The sequence below is a fragment of the Streptomyces sp. NPDC048192 genome (assembly GCF_043202415.1).
GTDB lineage: Bacteria > Actinomycetota > Actinomycetes > Streptomycetales > Streptomycetaceae > Streptomyces.
In genome coordinates this window covers 1-19,279 of the sequence record NZ_JBIDAL010000005.1, presented here as the reverse complement: position 1 = coordinate 19,279, position 19,279 = coordinate 1, and the positions used below count along the sequence as shown (strand labels likewise).

Sequence of the window (19,279 nt, the reverse complement as noted above, 5' to 3'; positions counted from 1 at the left end):
GGAGGTGAAAGGTTTGTTCATCGGGAACCCGGGACACATGGCGCACAACCGAGCGTTCAAGCCTCGTGCAACGCGATCGAACGCGGGGACGTCTTTCTTCGTACAGAGGTCTGTACGAGGTTCGGCCGCCCTCCCGGGCCTCGCCTGCGTGTCAAGGTATATGGCGATTTGAACACTTTCCGCACGGCCTTGGTTCCGCAGAGTGAATAACGGGCCCAATAGCAGATCTCGGCTTGACTCGCCCGGAGCAGCACACTTGTAATTTCACTCGTGTCGTTCAGCCGAAATCGGTAGCGACGGCTACACACGGGGACGCGAAAGACAGACGAGGGGCGCACATGACCGAGCTGGTGCAGCAACTGCTGGTCGACGACGCGGACGAGGAACTCGGCTGGCAGGAGCGCGCGCTGTGCGCCCAGACCGACCCCGAGTCCTTCTTCCCCGAGAAGGGCGGTTCCACCAGAGAGGCGAAGAAGGTCTGCCTCGCCTGCGAGGTCCGCTCCGAGTGCCTCGAGTACGCCCTCGCCAACGACGAGCGCTTCGGCATCTGGGGCGGCCTGTCCGAGCGGGAGCGCCGCCGGCTCAAGAAGGCCGCCGTCTGAGCACGCACCCGGACGCGGATCCACACCAAAACGTCACGAACGGCCCGTCGCCGGTGGGTTATCCACAGGCGGCGGGCCGTCGTCATGGCCAGCCGATAGTGTGGTCGCTCGTCCGAGACGCCCCGCTGTCCCCTCGGCTCCCGAGAGGGCGCAGGCGTCCACCGCAGTCCATCGAACCGGGGCCCGTACCTCGATGTCCGTGCACAGCCGAACGGCAGCCCAAGCCGGCGCCGCCACACCTGAGTTCCCGCGCCATGTGGTGACCGCGGTCCTCGTCTCCCACGACGGCGCCCGCTGGCTGCCCGACGCCCTCGCCGGGCTGCTCGGCCAGGAGCGCCCCGTGCAGTACGCGGTCGCCGCCGACACCGGCAGCGCGGACGACTCCGCCCGGCTGCTCACCGAGTCCCTCGGCGACGCGAACGTCCTGCACCTCGCCCGCCGCACCGGCTTCGGCCAGGCCGTCGAGGAGGCCTGCCGCACCGCACCGGTGCTCACCCCCGAAGAGCTGCCGTACCTCAAGCGCCCCAGCGGCTGGGACCCCGTGACGCGCACATGGCGCGACGACGCGTACGACCTGCCCGAACTGCCGTACGGCGAGCCCATCCAGTGGCTCTGGTTGCTGCACGACGACTGCGCCCCCGAACCCGATGCCCTCGCCGAACTGCTGCGGGTCGTCGACAACGAACTGGAGCTGGGCCGCGACGACGTGGCGGTCGTCGGCCCCAAGCTGCGCGGCTGGTACGACCGCAGGCAGCTGCTGGAGGTCGGCGTCTCCATCGCCCACTCCGGCCGTCGCTGGACCGGCCTGGACCGCCGCGAACAGGACCAGGGCCAGCACGACCACGTGCGCACCGTGCTCTCCGTCTCCACCGCCGGCATGCTCGTCCGCCGCGACGTCTTCGAACAGCTCGGCGGCTTCGACCGCCGGCTGCCCCTGATGCGCGACGACGTCGACCTGTGCTGGCGCGCCCACGCCGCCGGCCACCGCGTCCTGATCGCCCCCGACGCCGTCGTCCGGCACGCCGAGGCGGCCTCCCGCGAGCGCCGCGCCGTCGACTGCGTCGGCCGCACCGCCGCCTCCCCGCACAAGGTCGACAAGGCCGGCGCCGTCTACACCCTGCTCGTCAACACCCGCGGGGCCGCCCTGCCGTGGGTGTTCCTGCGGCTCGTGCTCGGCACGCTCCTGCGGACCGTCGCCTACCTCGTCGGCAAGGTGCCCGGCCAGGCCGTCGACGAGATCCGCGGCCTGCTCGGCACCCTGCTGCGCCCCGAGCGGATCATCGCCGCCCGGCGCCGCCGGGGCCGCCCGCAGATCGACAAGGCCGAGTTGCGCCGGCTCTTCCCGCCGCCCGGCGCCACCATCCGGGCCACCGCCGAACAGCTCGCCGCGAACTTCACCAGCGGCTCCGACGACACCTCCCCGGCCGGCCGGCACGGCGGCGCCGTCGAGTCCGGGCCGGGCGGCGACGACGCCGAGTTCCTGGAGATCGAGCAGTTCGCCCGGCTCAAGCGGATCGCCCGCAGGCCCGGCCCCGTGCTCTTCCTCGCCCTGCTGCTGATCTCCCTGGTCGCCTGCCGCGGCCTGCTCGGCGGCGGTGCCCTCGGCGGCGGCGCCCTGCTGCCCGCCCCGGCCGGCGCCGGCGACCTGTGGTCCCGCTTCGCCGACAGCTGGCACCCGGTCGGCGCGGGCGGCACCTCCTCCGCCCCGCCCTACCTCGCGATCGTCGCCACCTTCGCCACGATCCTGTTCGGCTCCACCGGACTCGCCGTCACCGTCCTGCTGGTGGCCTCCGTGCCGCTCGCCGGATTCACCGCCTACTTCGCCTCCCGGCCGCTGGTCGCCTCCCGGCTGCTGCGCGCCTGGGCCGCCGTGGCCTACGCGTTCCTGCCCGCCACCACCGGCGCCCTGGCCGGCGGCCGCATCGGCACCGCCGTCCTCGCCGTGCTGCTGCCGCTCATCGCGCGCGCCGGCGTCGCCGCGAGCGGCCTCGCGAACCGCTCCGGGGCACGCGGCAGTTGGCGCGCCACCTGGGCGTACGCGCTGCTGCTGACCATCACCACCGCCTTCACGCCGATCGTCTGGCCGATCGCGCTGATCCTCGGCATCGGCGTGCTCGTGCTGCGCCGCGGCGACCTCACCGCGCACGCCCTGCGCTTCCTGGCCCAGCTCGGCACCCCGCTGCTGGTCCTCGCCCCCTGGTCGCTGACCCTGTTCCCGGGCGGCTTCCTCAAGGAGGCGGGCCTGGCCTACGGCCCCTCGGCCGCCACCGCGTTCGACCTGCTCGGCGCCAGCCCCGGCGGCCCAGGCACCGTGCACGGCCCGATGCTCATCGGCATCGTCCTCGCCGCCCTCGCCGCGCTTCTGCGCTCCGAGCGCCGGCCGGCCGTCCGCACCGCCTGGGCCGTCGCGCTGCTGGGCCTCGTCTTCGCCGTCCTCGCCAACAGGTCCGCCTGGGCCGGACCGGCCACCCTCGTCTACGGCATCGCCCTGCTGGCCGCCGCCGCCCTCGGCGCCGACGGCGCACGCGCGCGTGTGGCCGAGCAGAGCTTCGGCTGGCGCCAGCCCGTCGCCGCCCTGATCGCCTTCGCCTCGGCCGCGGGCCCGCTGCTGGTCGCCGCCGGCTGGATGATCCGCGGCGCCGACGGCCCCCTGGAGCGCCGCGACCCGACCCAGGTGCCCGCCTTCGTCGCCGAGGACTCCACCACCGGCGACCGGGCCCGCACCCTCATCCTGGACAGCGACTCCCCCGCGCGCGTGCGCTACACCCTGGTCCGCGGCTCCGGCGCCCGCATGGGCGACGCCGAGGCCGGCGCCGCCGACGGCGCGGACACCCGGCTGGACAAGGTCGTCGCCAACCTCGTCGCCGGCTCCGGCGCCGACCAGGCCGACGAACTCGGCGGCTTCGCCGTGCGGTACGTCCTCGTCCGCCAGGGCGCGCCCCGCGACATCACCCGCGTCCTCGACACCACCCCCGGCCTGACCCGGCTCAGCCAGCAGCACGGCAGCGCCCTGTACCGCGTCGACCAGGAGGTCTCCCGCGCGGCCATCGTCCCCGCCGGAGGATCGGGCACCGGCCAGCCGGTCAGCGCCGGACCGGTGGAGATCCACACCACCGTCCCGGCCGGCTCCGCGGGCCGCGTCCTGCGCCTCGCCGACACCGCCTCCGACGGCTGGACGGCCACCCTGAACGGCAAGCCGCTCACCCGCACCACGGTCGACGGCTGGGCCCAGGGCTTCCAACTGCCCGCCGACGGCGGAAAGCTGGACGTCACCTACGACGACCCGATCACCCACACCGCCTGGCTGTGGGCCCAGGGCGCGCTCGCCGTCGTCCTGGTGGTCCTCGCGCTGCCCGGCCGCCGCCGCGACGTCGACGACGATCTCCCCGAGGAGGAGCCGCTGCCCGCACAGGCCACCGCCGGGGAGGGCCGCCGCGCCCGCCGCCTGCGCGCCCAGGCCGAGGAGCAGGCCGGTGAGCAGGCCGCCGACGAGCAGGTCGGTGAGCAGCCCACGGCCCCGCCCCTGCCGGAGCAGGCTCCGGCCGCCGTACCGCACCAGCAGGCGTACGGCGAGTGGGAGCAGGACCCCTACGCGAACGCCGGATACCCGGCCTACGGAGCCGACCAGTACCAGGACGGCGCCCCCTACCAGCCCTCCGGCCACGACCAGCAGACGTACCCGGCCGACCCCTATCAGCAGCCCGGCCCGTACGACCCCTACGCCTACGACGGCACAGGCGGCCCGGTGCCGTACGACCCGACGGCCTACCAGCAGGGCTACCACCCGGCGTACGACACCCAGCAGGGGTACGACGCCCAGCAGGGTTACGACGCCCAGCAGGGCTACGATCCGGCCCAGCACCCCCATGGCACCGGCAGCGAGCGCCCCGACGGGAGCCAGCAGTGAACCGCACCACCCTGTCCCTCATCGCCGCCTCCGGCGCACTGGCCGCCATCACCGCGTTCGCCGCGTTCGCCGGCCCCACCGCGTCCGGCGCCTCCGCCCCCAAGGCGGCCGCCGAACTCCCGGTGGAACGCACGAGCCTGCTGTGCCCGGCGCCAAGCGTCTCGGACATAGCCGACACCTCGTACACGTCGTTCACGCCCGTCACCCAGGGCACGGCGAGCACCGGCACGGCCCGACTCCAGGCGGCCGACGGCCAGTCCGCGGACGGCACGGACAACTCCGGGACCGGCAAGGGCACCAAGGGCCCCAAGGGCGGCAAGAAGACGGCCGACCAGCCGGTGCTCACCCCCAAGGCGCCCGGCACCCCGGTCACCGGCGACACCTCCGGCGCCGACGCGCCCGCGCTCATCGGCACCGCCGGCGGCAAGTTCGCGCCCGGCTGGACCGTCCAGGAGACCACCGAGGTCGCCGCCGGCACCGGCCGCGGCCTCCAGGGCGTCACCTGCACCAGCGCGGACACCGATTTCTGGTTCCCCGGCGCCGGCACCTCCGCCGACCGCACCGACTACCTCCACCTGACCAACCCCGACGACTCCGCCGCGGTCGTCGACATCGAGCTGTACGGCAAGGACGGCGCGATCAAGTCCCCGCTGGGGGAGAACCAGACCGTCCCGCCGCACACGAGCAAGCCGATCCTGCTCTCCACGCTCACCGACGAACAGCAGGCCGACCTGACCGTGCACGTCAGCGTGCGCAGCGGCCGGGTCGGCGCGTCGGTGCAGGCCCTGGACGACAAGGCGGGCGGCGACTGGCTGGCGGCGTCCACCGACCCGGCCGGCAGCCTGGTCCTGCCCGGCATCCCCAAGGACGCCACCGACGTGCGCCTGATCGCCTTCACCCCCGGCGGCGACGACGCCGACCTCAAGGTCCGCCTGGCCTCGCCGGACGGCCTCATCGCCCCGGCGGGCAACGACACCCTGCACGTGAAGTCCGGCATGACGACCACGGCCGACCTCGGCGACGTGACCAGGGGTGAGGCGGGCTCCCTCGTCCTGACCCCCACGGACCAGTCGGTGCCGGTCGTCGCGGCCCTGCGGGTGGTCCGCGGCAAGGGCGACAAGCAGGAGACGGCATTCATCCCGGCCACCGCGCCCGTCGGCACACGCGCGACCTCGGCCGACAACAGCGCCAAGGGCACGACCCTCTCCCTGACCGCGCCCACCGCCACGGCCACGGTCAAGGTCACGGCGTCGGCGGGCAGCGACGGCGGTACGGCGACGACCAAGACGTACACCATCAAGTCCGGCACCACCCAGGACGTGTCCGCCCCGGTTCCCTCCGGTCTGAAGGGCACCTACGCCCTCACCGTCGAAACCGTCTCCGGCGGCCCCGTCTACGCCTCCCGCACCCTCTCCGCCACCGAGTCCGGAGTCCCCGGCTTCACCATCCAGCCCCTCCCGAACGACCGGGGCCTGGTAGCGGTACCGAAGACGTCGGAGGACCTGTCGGTGCTGCAGAAGTAAGCCTGACGCGACAGGACAAGCCCGAGGCACGCCTGCGCGACTGCGGCCAGAGGGGGGTGCCGATCACCGCCGCCCCGGCACCGACGGCTGCGCCGGCGCGGGTAAGCGGAACCCCCACGCACTGCCCGAGCCCCTAGTCCTCCCCGTACCGAGGATCCACGGTCTCCGGAGTCAGCCCCAGCAACTCCGCCACCTGCTCCACGACCACCTCGTGCACCAGCGCGGCCCGCTCGTCACGCCCCTTGGTCCGGATCTCCACCGGCCGCCGGTACACGACCACCCGCGCCCGCCGCCCGTCCCGCGCCGGAACGACCCCGCCCAGCGGCACGGCCTCGTCGTTCCACGCCTGCTCGCCCCGCCCGTCCAGCCGGGGCACCTCCAGCACGAGGAAATCGATGTCGGCCAGCTGCGGCCAGCGCCGCTCGAGACGGTCCACGGAGTCCTGCACCAGGTCCGCGAACACATCGGCGCGGCTGGCCGCCAGCGGCACCTGCGGCGGCGCGATCGGCCCCCGCATGCCCCGCCCGTGACGATCACGGCGACGGGGCCCGGGGCCGGCGGCACGGGGCGGTACACGGTTGTCCATCACTGGGGAAGCGTAATCCCCGCTCGCGCCCCCCGCCCGCCCCCACACGGCAACCACCACGCCCACCCGACGAGCGGCCCCGACCCACCCGCCGGCCACCGCCCGTCCCGCACCCGACCCGCCCCCAGCCGATCAAGACCCGCCTCGGCCGATCAAGATCCCCGCCGATCAGCCCACCGCCGATCGGCCGCACCTTGTTTCGACCGGGCCTCTCCGGATCGTGTCGCAGGATGACCATTCCAGCCAACGTCTGGCTCGTTTCCGTAACCCTCCAAGACCGCCGAACTCAAGGCAATTGACGGTGTTTGTGCCGACTCATGACCGTATCGAGTCCCGCCCAAAACCCGCCGAGACCCCGTCCACGCAGGTCAGCAAGGACGCCCCGAAGGGGTGTGTGGGGCGTTTCACAGCACGACACGGTGGAGTGACCTGGTGGAGAGTCGTCGCGGCCCGCTCAAGAGTGCGGTACCGTCCAACGTCGTGAGCCCTGTACGTCGCTGTTCGCGCACCGCCTGCGGCCGACCCGCCGTCGCGACGCTGACGTACGTCTACGCCGACTCGACGGCGGTCCTCGGCCCGCTCGCCACCTACGCCGAGCCGCACTGCTACGACCTGTGCGCCGAGCACTCCGAACGCCTCACCGCCCCCCGTGGCTGGGAGGTCGTCCGCCTCCTCGACGGCTCCGCTCCCGCCCGGCCCAGCGGCGACGACCTGGAGGCGCTCGCCAACGCCGTGCGCGAGGCGGCCCGCCCCCAGGAGCGCGCGGCCGGGGCCGGCGGCGGATCGCGTACGGCGGACCCCATGGAAGTCGCCCGCCGCGGCCATCTGCGCGTCCTGCGCTCCCCGGACAACTGAGGCCGGGCAGGGAGTCGTTCAGCGCCGGCCCGCACCCGGACGGTCACGGCCGGCGGTCACGGCCAGGTGTCCACCAGGTGTCCACACAACACGCCCTTACCCCGGGCGGGTAGTTTGTGGGCACCCATAGGACTTTCAGGAGGGTTGGCCGTGGTTGCTGATCTGTCGCAGATCGTGAAGGCGTACGACGTACGCGGAGTGGTTCCGGACCAGTGGGACGAGTCGCTGGCCGGGCTCTTCGGCGCCGCCTTCGCGGAGGTGACGGGCGCGGCGGCCATCGTCGTCGGCCACGACATGCGGCCCTCGTCCCCCGGCCTGTCCCGGGCCTTCGCGCGCGGCGCCGCCGACCGCGGCGCCGACGTCATCGAGATCGGCCTGTGCTCCACCGACCAGCTGTACTACGCCTCGGGTGCGCTGGACCTGCCCGGCGCCATGTTCACCGCCTCGCACAACCCGGCCCAGTACAACGGCATCAAGCTGTGCCGCGCGGGCGCGGCCCCGGTCGGCCAGGACACCGGCCTGGCTCAGATCCGCGAACTGGTCGAGCGCTGGCTGGAGTCCGGGGCCCCCGAGCCGGTCGACCGGCCGGGAACCCTGTCCTCCCGCGAGACGTTGGAGGATTACGCGGCGCACCTCCGCTCGCTCGTCGACCTGACCTCCATCCGCTCCCTGAAGGTCGTGGTCGACGCCGGCAACGGCATGGGCGGCCACACGGTCCCCTCGGTCTTCGCCGGCCTGCCCCTGACCCTCGTGCCGATGTACTTCGAACTGGACGGCACCTTCCCCAACCACGAGGCGAACCCGCTCGACCCGGCCAACCTCGTCGACCTGCAGAAGCGGGTCCCGGCGGAGGGCGCCGACCTCGGGATCGCCTTCGACGGCGACGCCGACCGCTGCTTCGTCGTGGACGAGAACGGCGACCCGGTCTCCCCGTCCGCGATCACCGCACTGGTCGCCGCCCGCGAACTCGCCCGCCACGGCGGCGAGGGCACGATCATCCACAACCTGATCACGTCCCGTACGGTCCCGGAGGTCGTGAAGGAGAACGGCGGCACCCCCGTCCGCACCCGCGTCGGCCACTCCTTCATCAAGGCCGAGATGGCCCGCACCGGCGCGATCTTCGGCGGCGAGCACTCCGCGCACTACTACTTCAAGGACTTCTGGAACGCCGACACGGGCATGCTGGCCGCCCTGCACGTCCTCGCGGCGCTCGGCGGCCAGGACGGCCCGCTGTCCTCCCTCGTCGCCCAGTACGACCGCTACGCCGGCTCCGGTGAGATCAACTCCACCGTCGCCGACCAGGCCGACCGCCTCGCCGCGATCCGCTCCGCGTACGAGGGCCGCGCCGGCGTCACCCTGGACGACCTCGACGGCCTCACGGTCTCCGCCGCCGACTGGTGGTTCAACGTCCGCCCCTCCAACACCGAGCCGCTCCTGCGCCTGAACGCCGAGGCGAAGGACGAGGCGACGATGGCCAAGATCCGCGACGAGGCGCTGGCGATCATCAGGGCGTGAGCGAACACGGGGGCACGCCGGACCGGGCCGGCACTTCCCGCCGGCCGACTCCGGCCCGCTGCCTCGCCGCGACCGTCCCTGCCGGGTGAACCCGCAGGTCAGCGCCCGCGTCGCCCGGGCCGCTCAGGGCAAGCGCCGCCCTGGCGGCCCAAGGCACGCGCCGCCCAGCAGCCCGGGGTACGCACCCCTGGCCGCTCAGGGCACGCGCGGCTCCGGCGGCCCGGGGCCGGCACCGCCCGGGCGGCCGGGGGTACGCACCGCCCGAGCGGCCTGGGGACACAGCCCCGGCCCCCTAAGGGGCGCACCCCCTTGGCCCCCCAAGGCCCGCACGCCCGCACCCCCTCGCAGCCCAGGGCGGCCCGCACACCCCCCGGCGCCGAGGGGACGCACCCCTAAGCCACCCAGAAGACGCACCCCTGGGCGCCACCCCGGCCCACCTCACCCGCCGGCGGTACGCTGACCACCGGCCAGAGAAACGACCCCGAAGGGAACCCCCATGCCGCTCGAAGCCGGCCTCCTGGAGATCCTCGCCTGCCCGGCCTGCCACGCCTCCCTCAAGGAGCAGGACAGCGAGCTGATCTGCACCGGCCAGGACTGCGGCCTCGCCTACCCCGTCCGCGACGGCATCCCGGTCCTCCTCGTGGACGAGGCCCGCCGCCCCGCGTGACGACGCCCTCCGCGTCGTAGACGAACGTCGTAGAAACCCGCACAGGATCCCGGCGATCGGAGCCCCCATGCTGGACGAATCGCTGCTCGACACCCCGGAGGGCCTCGCCGAGGCCGACCGCCGAGGCCTGCTGCGCGGTGCCGCCGAGGCCGGCGCCCGCGTCCGCACCGCCGTCCGGCACGCCGCAGAGGCCGGCGTCGGCGACCTGAAGCCCGACGGCCGCCCCCGCGCCGTCCTCATCGCCGGCCCCGGCGCCGCCGCCACCCACACCGCCGACCTGCTCGGCACCCTGGCCGGCGCCGGCAGCCCCGTGGTCCGCCTGGCCCCGTCCGGTGTCGCCCCGGCCGCCGGCGCCCTGCGCTGGGAACTGCCGGGCTGGGCCGGCTCCGTCGACCTGCTCCTGATCGCCACTCCGGACGGGACCGAGCCCAGCCTCACCCTCCTCACCGAACAGGCCTACCGCCGAGGCTGTTCGGTCGTCGCCGTCGCCCCGGCCGGCACCCCCCTCGCGGAGGCGGTCGCCGGCGCCCACGGCATGTTCGTACCGATGGCGACGGCGCCGTACGACCAGGAGGAACCGCTCGCCGCTTCCTCCCCGGGCGTGTTGTGGGCGCTGCTCACCCCGCTGCTGGCGCTGCTCGACCGGATCGGGCTGATCAGCGCTCCGCCGGACGCCCTGCAGAAGGTCGCCGACCGCCTGGACCACGTCGCGGAGCGCTGCGGTCCCGCCATCGCCACCTACAGCAACCCGGCCAAGACCCTCGCCGCCGAACTCGCCGACGCGCTGCCCGTCGTGTGGACGGAAGGGACCTCGGCGGGCCCCGCGGGACGCCGTTTCGCCGCCGCCCTCGCCGAACTCTCCGGCCGCCCCTCTCTGGTCGCCGAACTCCCCGAGGCGCTCTCCGCGCACAGCGCCCTGCTGGCCGGCCCGCTGGCCGCCAGCGCCGACCCCGACGACTTCTTCCGCGACCGCGTCGAGGAGCCGCCCGCGCTGCACGCGCGGGTGGTGCTCCTGCGCGACCGCCCGATCAGCGGCCTCACCGCCGCCCCTGCCGCCCGTGACCTGGCACTCAGCCACGACACGCCGATCAGCGAACTCGAACCGGAGGAGGGCGGCGAACTGGAGACCCTCGCGGAACTGATCGCCGTCACGGATTTCGCCGCCGTTTACCTGGCGCTCGCTTCGAGGGCCTGATCTGGCTACGGGCCGGACCACCCGCGCCCACCCAGCACCGCCCGCGGCACCGCGCGCCCGCTGGGCAGCCGTCGTCACCGAGACAGAGAAGACACATGGACCGCCTCGACAACACCATCCGCCCCTACGCCTGGGGTTCCCCCACCGCCATTCCGCAGCTGCTCGGTGTCGAGCCGACCGGTGAGCCGCAGGCCGAGATGTGGATGGGCGCGCACCCGGGCGCGCCTTCGCGGACCGCGCGCGGCAGCCTCGTCGAGGTCATCGACGCCGACCCGGAGGCGGAGCTGGGCAAGGAGGCCGTGGCGAAGTTCGGCCCGCGGCTGCCCTTCCTGCTCAAGATCCTCGCCGCGGGCGCGCCCCTCTCCCTCCAGGTGCACCCCGACCTGGAGCAGGCGCAGGAGGGGTACGCCGACGAGGAGCGCCGCGGCATCCCGGTCGACGCCCCGCACCGCAACTACAAGGACGCCAACCACAAGCCCGAACTGATCTGCGCGCTCACCGAGTTCGACGGCCTGTGCGGCTTCCGCGCCCCGTCCCGGGCCGCCGACCTGCTCGAAGCGCTCGACGTCGCCTCCCTCAAGCCGTACGTCGACCTGCTGCGCGCCCAGCCGGAGGACGCGGCCCTGCGCGAGGTCCTCACCGCGATCCTCACCGCCGACCAGGAGGCGATGGCGCAGACGGTCGCCGAGACCGGCGCGGCCTGCGCCCGCCTCGGTGGCGACCACGCCCCCTACGCCGCCATCGCCCAGCACTACCCGGGCGACCCCGGCGTCATCGCGGCCATGCTGCTGAACCACGTCCGGCTGCAGCCCGGTGAGGCCCTGTTCCTTGGCGCCGGCGTCCCGCACGCCTACCTGAACGGTCTCGGCGTCGAGATCATGGCCAACTCCGACAACGTCCTGCGCTGCGGGCTGACGCCCAAGCACGTCGACGTCCCCGAGCTCCTGCGGATCGTCCGTTTCCAGGCGACCGACCCGGGCGTGCTGCGCCCGGAGGCCTCCCCGGCCGGCGAGGAGGTCTACGACACGCCGATCGACGAGTTCCGCCTGTCCCGGTACGTCCTGCCCGAGGGCGGCGCCTCCCGCGACCTCACCCTCGGCACCCCGCAGATCCTGCTGTGCACCGCCGGCGCGGTCCGGGCCGGCGAGCACGAGCTCGGCCCCGGCCGGTCGGTCTTCGTCCCGGCCGGCGAGACGGCGCGGGTCTCGGGCGCGGGCACGCTCTTCCGCGCCACGGTGATCGTGTGACGGCTCGTGGGGCCCGGCTGTGGATATCCGGCGGTGTGATCGTATGACCGGAGTTGTGGACGCCTGACGCGGCGATGCCCGGCCGGGCTGCAAGAATGGCCCCCGGCAAAGGCCGGGCAAAGCCGGGCACGCGCCCGGACGGCGTGGCCGTACGAGGGAGGACTCCGCGGGCTCGACAGGCTCCGCGGGGTCCGAGGGGCTCCAGAGGCGAAGGGACAACGCGAACACATGAGCGCGTCAGGCGGTACCAGGGCGATCGTGGCGGCACTGGGGGCCAACCTCGCGATCGCGGCGTCGAAGTTCGTGGCGTTCGCGTTCAGCGGCTCCTCCTCGATGCTCGCCGAGGGCGTCCACTCGCTCGCCGACTCCGGCAACCAGTTCCTGCTGCTCATCGGCGGCAAGCGCGCCGAGCGCGAGGCCACCCCGCAGCACCCCTTCGGTTACGGCCGCGAGCGCTTCATCTACGCCTTCCTGGTCTCCATCGTCCTGTTCTCCATCGGCGGCATGTTCGCCGTCTACGAGGGCTACGAGAAGATCAGCCACCCGCACGAACTGGAGCACTGGTACTGGCCGGTGGGCGTCCTGGTCTTCGCGGTCGTCGCCGAGGGCTTCTCCTTCCGCACGGCCATCAAGGAGTCCAGCGAGCTGCGCGGCAGCCTGTCGTGGGCGCAGTTCATCCGCCGCGCCAAGGCGCCCGAGCTGCCCGTCGTCCTGCTGGAGGACTTCGGCGCGCTGATCGGCCTCGTCCTCGCCCTGCTCGGCGTCGGTCTCGCCGTGCTCACCGGGGACGGCGTCTGGGACGGCATCGGCACGGTCTGCATCGGCGTCCTGCTCGTCTGCATCGCCCTGGTGCTGGCCGCGGAGACCAAGTCGCTGCTGCTCGGCGAGGCCGCCGGCGCCGACGTGGTCAAGCAGATCGAGAGCGCGATGGTCGACGGCGACACCGTCACCCGCGTCATCCACATGCGCACGCTCCACCTCGGCCCCGAGGAGCTGCTGATAGCCGCCAAGATCGCCGTCCGGCACGACGACACGGCCGCCGAGGTCGCGAGCGCCATCGACGCCGCCGAGGCCCGCATCCGCGCCGCCGTGCCCATAGCCCGCGTCATCTACCTCGAACCCGACATCTACAGCGAGGCCGAGGCCGCCAAGGGCCCGGACCCGGAGGCCACCCCGGGCGGCCCCAACCCCCACGCGGCCGGGCACTGAGGGCCTTTCGGCCCCCTCAGCCCCCCATCGGCCGCGCCGGCCAGGGCATCGGCGGCACCGGCGGCGCTGGTGGCGCCTTCCGCCGCCGTACGGCGAGAAAGCCGATGCCCAGGCCTGCGCCGACGAAGACCAGCACACCACCGAGCAGCAGGGCCGTGCCCAGCAGCGCCGGACCCGTGCGGTCGTCCGTCACCCGGCCGCGCACCGCGTCCGCGGACACCGTCCCGCCCTGCTCGTCGAGGTGGAAACGCGAGTCCTGGGAGTTCGCGCGGTAGTCGCCGAGGAGGAACAGCCGCCCCTGCGGGACCTTCACGTCGTACGGCGTGTGCGTGCCGTCGGCGTCACCGCCGTACACGTACGGCTCCTCGACCGGCTTGCCGTTCACGGTCACCCGCTCCCGCCCGCCGACGAGCGTGCAGCACCTCACCCGGTCCCCGCCCACGCCGACGACACGCTTCATGAGGGGCGCGTCGACCCCGTAGGACTCCGGCGGCGTGAACACCACGACGTCACCGCGCCGGACCTCGCTCCCGTCGACGCGCTCCCAGACGACCCGGTCCCCCTGCCCGTACGACGGGCGCATGCTGTCACCGCCCACGCTCGAGACCCCGTACGCGGCCCGCCCGTAGAAGAAGCCGCCGATCCCCAGCGCCAGTCCCAGCAGCCCCACCACGAGCGCCGAGATCCCCAGCCCCCGTCCCGGCCGTCTGCCCGCCATACCGTGCCCTCCCCATGCTTTTCCGCCAAGGGCGCGAAGGATAGACGCCGTCCGCCCGCCCCTGCACGTGAGCCCCCGGCGGGCACACCCGTCTCCGGCGCCGTCTCCCGGGCGGCCGGAACCGGCCGGAGGCGGACTGGGGCCGACCGGGCGGTCCGGTGTAGCTTGGGACGGAGCCAGACGTCGCTGCTGATGGCGGTCGGGCGGTCCCGTACGGACCGACCGAGGGAGAGAGGGCCTCCGACGGACTGCGCTGCGCGTCGTGGGCATGCCAGTGTCCTCTTCTCGGGCACTCGTGTGTCCGCCGCCGCGCAGACCAGCCGTACCCACCTCGACCCGAATACCGAGGAGCAGCTCGCAATGACGACTGTCGACAACCGACAGGACTTCAAGGTCGCCGACCTCTCGCTGGCCGAGTTCGGCCGCAAGGAGATCAGCCTCGCCGAGCACGAGATGCCCGGCCTGATGGCGATCCGCAAGGAGTACGCCGAGGCCCAGCCTCTCGCCGGCGCCCGCATCACCGGCTCCCTGCACATGACCGTGCAGACCGCCGTCCTCATCGAGACCCTGGTCGCCCTCGGCGCCCGGGTCCGCTGGGCCTCGTGCAACATCTTCTCCACCCAGGACCACGCGGCCGCCGCCATCGCCGTCGGCCCGAACGGCACGCCCGACAACCCGCAGGGCATCCCGGTCTTCGCCTGGAAGGGCGAGACCCTGGAGGAGTACTGGTGGTGCACGGAGCAGGCCCTGACCTGGCCGGACAGCGCCACCGGCGGCCCGAACATGATCCTGGACGACGGCGGCGACGCCACCCTCCTCGTCCACAAGGGCGTCGAGTACGAGAAGGCCGGTGAGGTCCCCGCCCTGGAGACCGCCGAGTCCGACGAGCACCGCGTCATCCTCCAGCTGCTGCACCGCACCCTGGGCGAGAACCCCCAGAAGTGGACCCAGCTGGCCTCGGAGATCCGCGGCGTGACGGAGGAGACCACCACCGGTGTTCACCGGCTGTACGAGATGCAGCGCGAGGGCACCCTGCTCTTCCCGGCGATCAACGTCAACGACTCGGTGACGAAGTCGAAGTTCGACAACAAGTACGGCTGCCGGCACTCCCTGGTGGACGGCATCAACCGTGCCACCGACGTGCTGATCGGCGGCAAGACGGCCGTGGTGTGCGGGTACGGCGACGTGGGCAAGGGCTGCGCGGAGTCCCTGCGCGGCCAGGGCGCCCGCGTGATCATCACCGAGATCGACCCGATCTGCGCGCTGCAGGCGGCGATGGACGGCTACCAGGTCACCACCCTGGACGAGGTCGTGGAGACCGCCGACATCTTCATCACCACCACCGGCAACAAGGACATCATCCTCGCCTCGGACATGGCGAAGATGAAGCACCAGGCGATCGTGGGCAACATCGGTCACTTCGACAACGAGATCGACATGGCGGGTCTGGCGAAGGTGCCGGGCATCGTGAAGGACGAGGTCAAGCCGCAGGTCCACACCTGGACGTTCCCGGACGGCAAGAAGATCATCGTGCTGTCCGAGGGGCGTCTGCTGAACCTGGGCAACGCCACCGGTCACCCGTCGTTCGTGATGTCCAACTCCTTCGCGGACCAGACGCTGGCCCAGATCGAGCTGTTCACCAAGCCCGACGCGTACCCGATCGGTGTCTACGTGCTGCCCAAGCACCTGGACGAGAAGGTCGCCCGTCTCCACCTGGACGCCCTGGGCGTCAAGCTGACCCGGCTGCGTCCGGAGCAGGCGGCGTACATCGGCGTCGACGTCGACGGCCCGTACAAGCCGGACCACTACCGCTACTGATCCGGCGACTCCGGCGAGTCCCTGGTCCCGCCCGCCGGGGAGCGCACCGGTGCACCGCCGCGCTCCCCGGCAGCAGACCCCCGAGGCAGGCCCCCGCACCCCCGTGCCGGGGGCCTGCCCCGTTGACCCGGCCCCGCCGGAACCGCACGGGACCACCGGAAGTCCGGCCGGACCCTCAGCCCGTCAAGCCCCAGGACCTTCATGCCCCGCGGCCGCTATTCGCTCCACGATCCGCACGATCACACCCCCCTCGGTGAAGAACACTTCCAGTGCGCCCCCGGCTCGTCCGGCTGGCGCTATGTCTCCCGGCTGACCGATCCCGCCGGCGCTCAACGCGGCTCAGTCGATCTCGTCCTGGACGACCTGGGCCGCCCCATCCGCCTCGAACTCCACGCGGGGCAGTGGCAGGTCCGCGGCGCCGCCCTCGACGGCGTCACCTGGGTCCGAACCGACCCCACCGGAACGCATGCCACCGAAGGCAATGTGCGCGCCCACGCCTTCACCGGCACGTCCCCCGCGTTCCTCGTCGCCACCGCCCGTCTCCTGCGCCTCACCCCCTCGTCCGACGCGACCCGCGTACGCCTGGTCGCCTTCACCGACCCGGTCCTCGCCCCCCGCACCGTGGACCAGTCCTGGGCCTTGGTGAACAGCGAAGCACACGCCACTGACAACGGGCCCCTGATCGTGGACGCATACCAGGTCACAGCCCTGGACACCGGCGAACGGCACACCGTCCACATTGCCGGCGACGTCGTCCTGGCCGCCCCCGGAATCGAGCTGGAGGACCTGGAGTCACCACCGTCGACGTTCGACTGATCGCCGGAGTCGCCGAGAAGCCGGGAACAGCAGTGCTGTGCTACGCAACGCCTACGCCGGTGGTACGAACCCGGTGGCCGGCCGGTCGACCGGAGCACCGCCCTGCTCAGGCCGGGGAGGCACCGGTGACGGCGCAGGCGGGTTCTCCGGCTGCCATGCCCAGTCCTGCGGCCGGCCCGGCTGAGCGGAGTGCGCCGGATCGCCCGCCGGGGGAGCCGGTGACGGGGAAGAAGGGGGCTGGTGGGCGGAGGGCGGCTGCGCCGAGACGGGGGGCTGATACCCGGCCGGTGTGCCGAGCGAGGCCGTCGGCGGGGCGTAGCCGCCGGTGCCGTACGCCTGCCGGGCCTCACGCGACTGCCGTTCGTGCACGACCGCGGCCAGGAAGGCGGCCGCCGGCAGATCCGGCGGCACCGGGGCGCCCGTGCGCGAGGCCAGGTCGGCCGCCAGCCGCTGCGCCATCGCCATCGAGACCTGCGGGTCGAGCTGCCCCGTCCGAGTCAGGTACTGCCGGACCGCGAGCCACAGCCCGTCCGGCACCGCCGACAGATCCAGCTCCGCGAACCGCCCCGCCAGCCAGGCGGGCGGAGGTGCGACGACGCCGGCCCGGCCGGCCGGTATCCGCTCGCGCACCACCAGGGTGCCCGCGAACACGTCCCCGAGCCGTCGGCCTCTCGCCGACAGCAGCGAGGCGATGCAAGCGATCACGCCGAACGTCAGCAGGATCTCGACCACGCCGATCGCACCCCGCACCAGGGCGTGCCGGAACCGGATGGGCCCGCCGTCGTCGCGCACCACCCGCAGCCCGAGGGCCAGCTTCCCCAGCGAACGCCCATGGCTGAGGGTTTCCACCGCGATCGGCCCGCCGACCAGCACCAGCAGAAAGGTCGCGATCGACAGCGCCACCTGGGCGGCCTCGTCCAGCGACGCGGTCGACACCACTACGACGATGCTCACCACGACGTACGCGATCACGGCCACCGCCAGATCGAGCAGCACGGCCAGCGCCCTGCTCGGCAGCTTCGCAGGCCGCAGTTCGAGCGCCACCGCCTCGCCCGTCACCAGCTCACTCACGCCCGCCGTCCTCCCTCGATCTGCCCCCGGAAGCGCAAGTCTGCCAAGCTGTGAGCGCATCGCGCCGCAGTACTACAAGCTGATCGCGATCGGGACCATCGATCACGAGCAGCCGACGACCAGCCGAGGAGCAGGCAGACCCGATGGACCTGGACGTCTTCGTCTCCGTGCACCGAGCCGAATGGGACCGCCTCGACACCCTGCTCCGCCGCCGGCGCCGCCTCAACGGCGCCGAAGCAGACGAACTCGTCGCCCTCTACCAGCGCACCGCCACCCATCTGTCCCTCATCCAGTCCAGCGCCCCGGACCCCCAGCTGACGGGCCGGCTCAGCCAACTCGTGGCACGCGCGCGTAGTGCCGTCACCGGCACCCGCCGCGCCTCATGGCGTGACGTCACACGCTTCCTGGGCCAGGGCTTCCCCGCCGCCGTCTACCGCGCCCGCCACTGGTGGGTACCCACGGCACTGGTCTCCACGGCCGTCGCGATCCTCCTGGGCTGGTGGATCGGAACCCACCCGGACGTACAGGCGTCGATCGCGGCGCCCAGTCAGCTGCGTGAGCTGACCCGGCCAGGTGGCGAGTACGAGACGTACTACTCCAGCCACCCCGCTGCGGCCTTCGCCGCCCAGGTGTGGACGAACAATGCCCAGGCGGCCGCGATGTGCTTGGTCCTGGGCGTCTTCCTCGGCCTGCCCGTCCTGTGGATCCTCTTCGAGAACATGCTGAACCTCGGCGTCGGCATCGGCCTGATGTCCTCCGCCGGCCGGCTCGACACCTTCCTCGGGCTGGTCCTGCCGCACGGTCTGCTGGAGCTGACCGCCGTCTTCGTCGCCGCCGGTACGGGACTGCGCCTGGGCTGGACCCTCATAGACCCCGGCCCCCGCACCCGGCGCACCGCGCTCGCGCAGGAGGGGCGCGCTGCGGTGGGCATGGCGATCGGCCTCACCCTGGTCCTTCTCGTCTCCGGCGCCATCGAAGGCTTCGTCACGCCATCAGGCCTGCCCACCTGGGCGCGCATCGGAATCGGCGTCCTGGCCGAGGTGGTCTTCCTGGCGTACGTCTACGTCCTCGGCGGCCGGGCGGTCCGCGCAGGTGAGACCGGCGATGTCGAGGCGGTGGACCGCAGCGCGTCGGTGCCGACCGCCGCGTGATGTGCGTTCCAGCCCTGTGAGCTGCTAGTCTCCTCTCGCCCCGCAAGAGCCGTTGACACGGATGGCGTGGGGAGGTAGATTCAAACAGTTGCCTGGAGCTGGACAAGCTCACGGGTCGCAGATAGAATCTACGAGCTTCCAGAGAGCGTCGAGAGCGACATCTCGGAGAAGCACCTCCCGATTACTCAGAAATGAGCAGCCGGTCTGACCGGCCAAAAACTTCTGATAAAGTCGGATCCGCCGGAAAGGAAACCGCGAGACAAACGCGGGAGCCTGGAAAGCACCGAGGAAATCGGATCGGAAAGATCTGATAGAGTCGGAAACACCGAAGGGAAGCGCCCGGAGGAAAGCCCGAGAGGGTGAGTACGAAGGAAGCGACCGTTCCTTGAGAACTCAACA

The 19,279-nt window shown here is 72.8% G+C and carries 15 protein-coding genes; 12 read left to right on the top strand and 3 right to left on the bottom strand.

The genetic code is table 11. From position 1 onward, the window contains the following. The first annotated feature begins 338 nt into the window (after positions 1 to 338). The 3 genes from ACGFZN_RS10880 to ACGFZN_RS10870 all read left to right on the top strand — a co-directional run bounded on the left by ACGFZN_RS10880 (position 339) and on the right by ACGFZN_RS10870 (position 6,032). On the top strand, positions 339 to 602 hold the full coding sequence (locus tag ACGFZN_RS10880; protein ID WP_003975777.1) for a WhiB family transcriptional regulator: 264 nt from the start codon (positions 339 to 341) through the stop codon (positions 600 to 602). 193 nt (positions 603 to 795) lie between these two features. Beyond that, on the top strand, positions 796 to 4,509 hold the full coding sequence (locus tag ACGFZN_RS10875) for a glycosyltransferase (RefSeq protein WP_393858134.1): 3,714 nt from the start codon (positions 796 to 798) through the stop codon (positions 4,507 to 4,509). Further along, the gene (locus tag ACGFZN_RS10870; RefSeq protein WP_393858133.1) at positions 4,506 to 6,032 is read left to right on the top strand and encodes a DUF5719 family protein; all 1,527 of its coding nucleotides are present in this window, start codon (positions 4,506 to 4,508) and stop codon (positions 6,030 to 6,032) included. Before ACGFZN_RS10875 ends, ACGFZN_RS10870 begins: the two co-directional genes overlap by 4 nt. A 133-nt stretch (positions 6,033 to 6,165) precedes the next feature. On the opposite strand, the gene ACGFZN_RS10865 is transcribed toward ACGFZN_RS10870, so the two are convergent. Then, entirely contained in the window at positions 6,166 to 6,618 is a 453-nt protein-coding gene (locus tag ACGFZN_RS10865) for a metallopeptidase family protein (RefSeq protein WP_330342906.1), read from the bottom strand. Between the two features lie 432 nt (positions 6,619 to 7,050). On the opposite strand from ACGFZN_RS10865, the gene ACGFZN_RS10860 reads away from it, so the two are divergent. The 6 genes from ACGFZN_RS10860 to ACGFZN_RS10835 all read left to right on the top strand — a co-directional run bounded on the left by ACGFZN_RS10860 (position 7,051) and on the right by ACGFZN_RS10835 (position 13,306). Beyond that, the gene (locus tag ACGFZN_RS10860) at positions 7,051 to 7,473 is read left to right on the top strand and encodes a DUF3499 domain-containing protein (RefSeq protein ID WP_393858132.1); all 423 of its coding nucleotides are present in this window, start codon (positions 7,051 to 7,053) and stop codon (positions 7,471 to 7,473) included. Positions 7,474 to 7,623: 150 nt separating this feature from the next. Next, on the top strand, positions 7,624 to 8,988 hold the full coding sequence (locus ACGFZN_RS10855; protein ID WP_393858131.1) for a phosphomannomutase/phosphoglucomutase: 1,365 nt from the start codon (positions 7,624 to 7,626) through the stop codon (positions 8,986 to 8,988). A 496-nt stretch (positions 8,989 to 9,484) separates the two neighbouring features. Then, complete coding sequence (locus tag ACGFZN_RS10850; protein ID WP_330339607.1) at positions 9,485 to 9,655, top strand: Trm112 family protein; 171 nt, start codon at positions 9,485 to 9,487, stop codon at positions 9,653 to 9,655. Between the two features lie 67 nt (positions 9,656 to 9,722). After that, entirely contained in the window at positions 9,723 to 10,850 is a 1,128-nt protein-coding gene (locus ACGFZN_RS10845; RefSeq protein WP_393858130.1) for an SIS domain-containing protein, read from the top strand. A 95-nt stretch (positions 10,851 to 10,945) separates the two neighbouring features. Continuing rightward, entirely contained in the window at positions 10,946 to 12,097 is a 1,152-nt protein-coding gene (gene manA, locus ACGFZN_RS10840; RefSeq protein WP_393858129.1) for a mannose-6-phosphate isomerase, class I, read from the top strand. Between the two features lie 228 nt (positions 12,098 to 12,325). Next, positions 12,326 to 13,306 carry a cation diffusion facilitator family transporter gene (locus ACGFZN_RS10835; protein ID WP_393858128.1) on the top strand — a complete coding sequence of 327 codons (981 nt, stop codon included), beginning with the start codon at positions 12,326 to 12,328 and terminating at the stop codon, positions 13,304 to 13,306. A 16-nt stretch (positions 13,307 to 13,322) separates the two neighbouring features. Here the strand turns inward: ACGFZN_RS10835 and lepB are convergent, their stop codons facing one another. Beyond that, the gene (gene lepB / locus ACGFZN_RS10830) at positions 13,323 to 14,024 is read right to left on the bottom strand and encodes a signal peptidase I (RefSeq protein WP_393858127.1); all 702 of its coding nucleotides are present in this window, start codon (positions 14,022 to 14,024) and stop codon (positions 13,323 to 13,325) included. A gap of 360 nt (positions 14,025 to 14,384) precedes the next feature. Here lepB and ahcY point away from each other — a divergent pair, with 360 nt between their 5' ends. Beyond that, positions 14,385 to 15,842 (top strand): adenosylhomocysteinase, encoded by a 1,458-nt coding sequence (ahcY, locus tag ACGFZN_RS10825; RefSeq protein WP_393858126.1) that lies wholly within the window; start codon positions 14,385 to 14,387, stop codon positions 15,840 to 15,842. A 201-nt stretch (positions 15,843 to 16,043) separates the two neighbouring features. Beyond that, the gene (locus ACGFZN_RS10820) at positions 16,044 to 16,658 is read left to right on the top strand and encodes a hypothetical protein (RefSeq protein ID WP_393858125.1); all 615 of its coding nucleotides are present in this window, start codon (positions 16,044 to 16,046) and stop codon (positions 16,656 to 16,658) included. Positions 16,659 to 16,709: 51 nt separating this feature from the next. Here ACGFZN_RS10820 and ACGFZN_RS10815 read toward each other — a convergent pair whose 3' ends face one another. Next, positions 16,710 to 17,729 (bottom strand): RDD family protein, encoded by a 1,020-nt coding sequence (locus ACGFZN_RS10815; protein ID WP_393858124.1) that lies wholly within the window; start codon positions 17,727 to 17,729, stop codon positions 16,710 to 16,712. A 143-nt stretch (positions 17,730 to 17,872) separates the two neighbouring features. Between ACGFZN_RS10815 and ACGFZN_RS10810 the strand changes: the two genes are divergently transcribed. Continuing rightward, positions 17,873 to 18,880, top strand: coding sequence for a stage II sporulation protein M (locus ACGFZN_RS10810; RefSeq protein WP_393858123.1), 1,008 nt, complete (start codon positions 17,873 to 17,875; stop codon positions 18,878 to 18,880). The last annotated feature ends 399 nt before the right edge of the window (positions 18,881 to 19,279 follow it).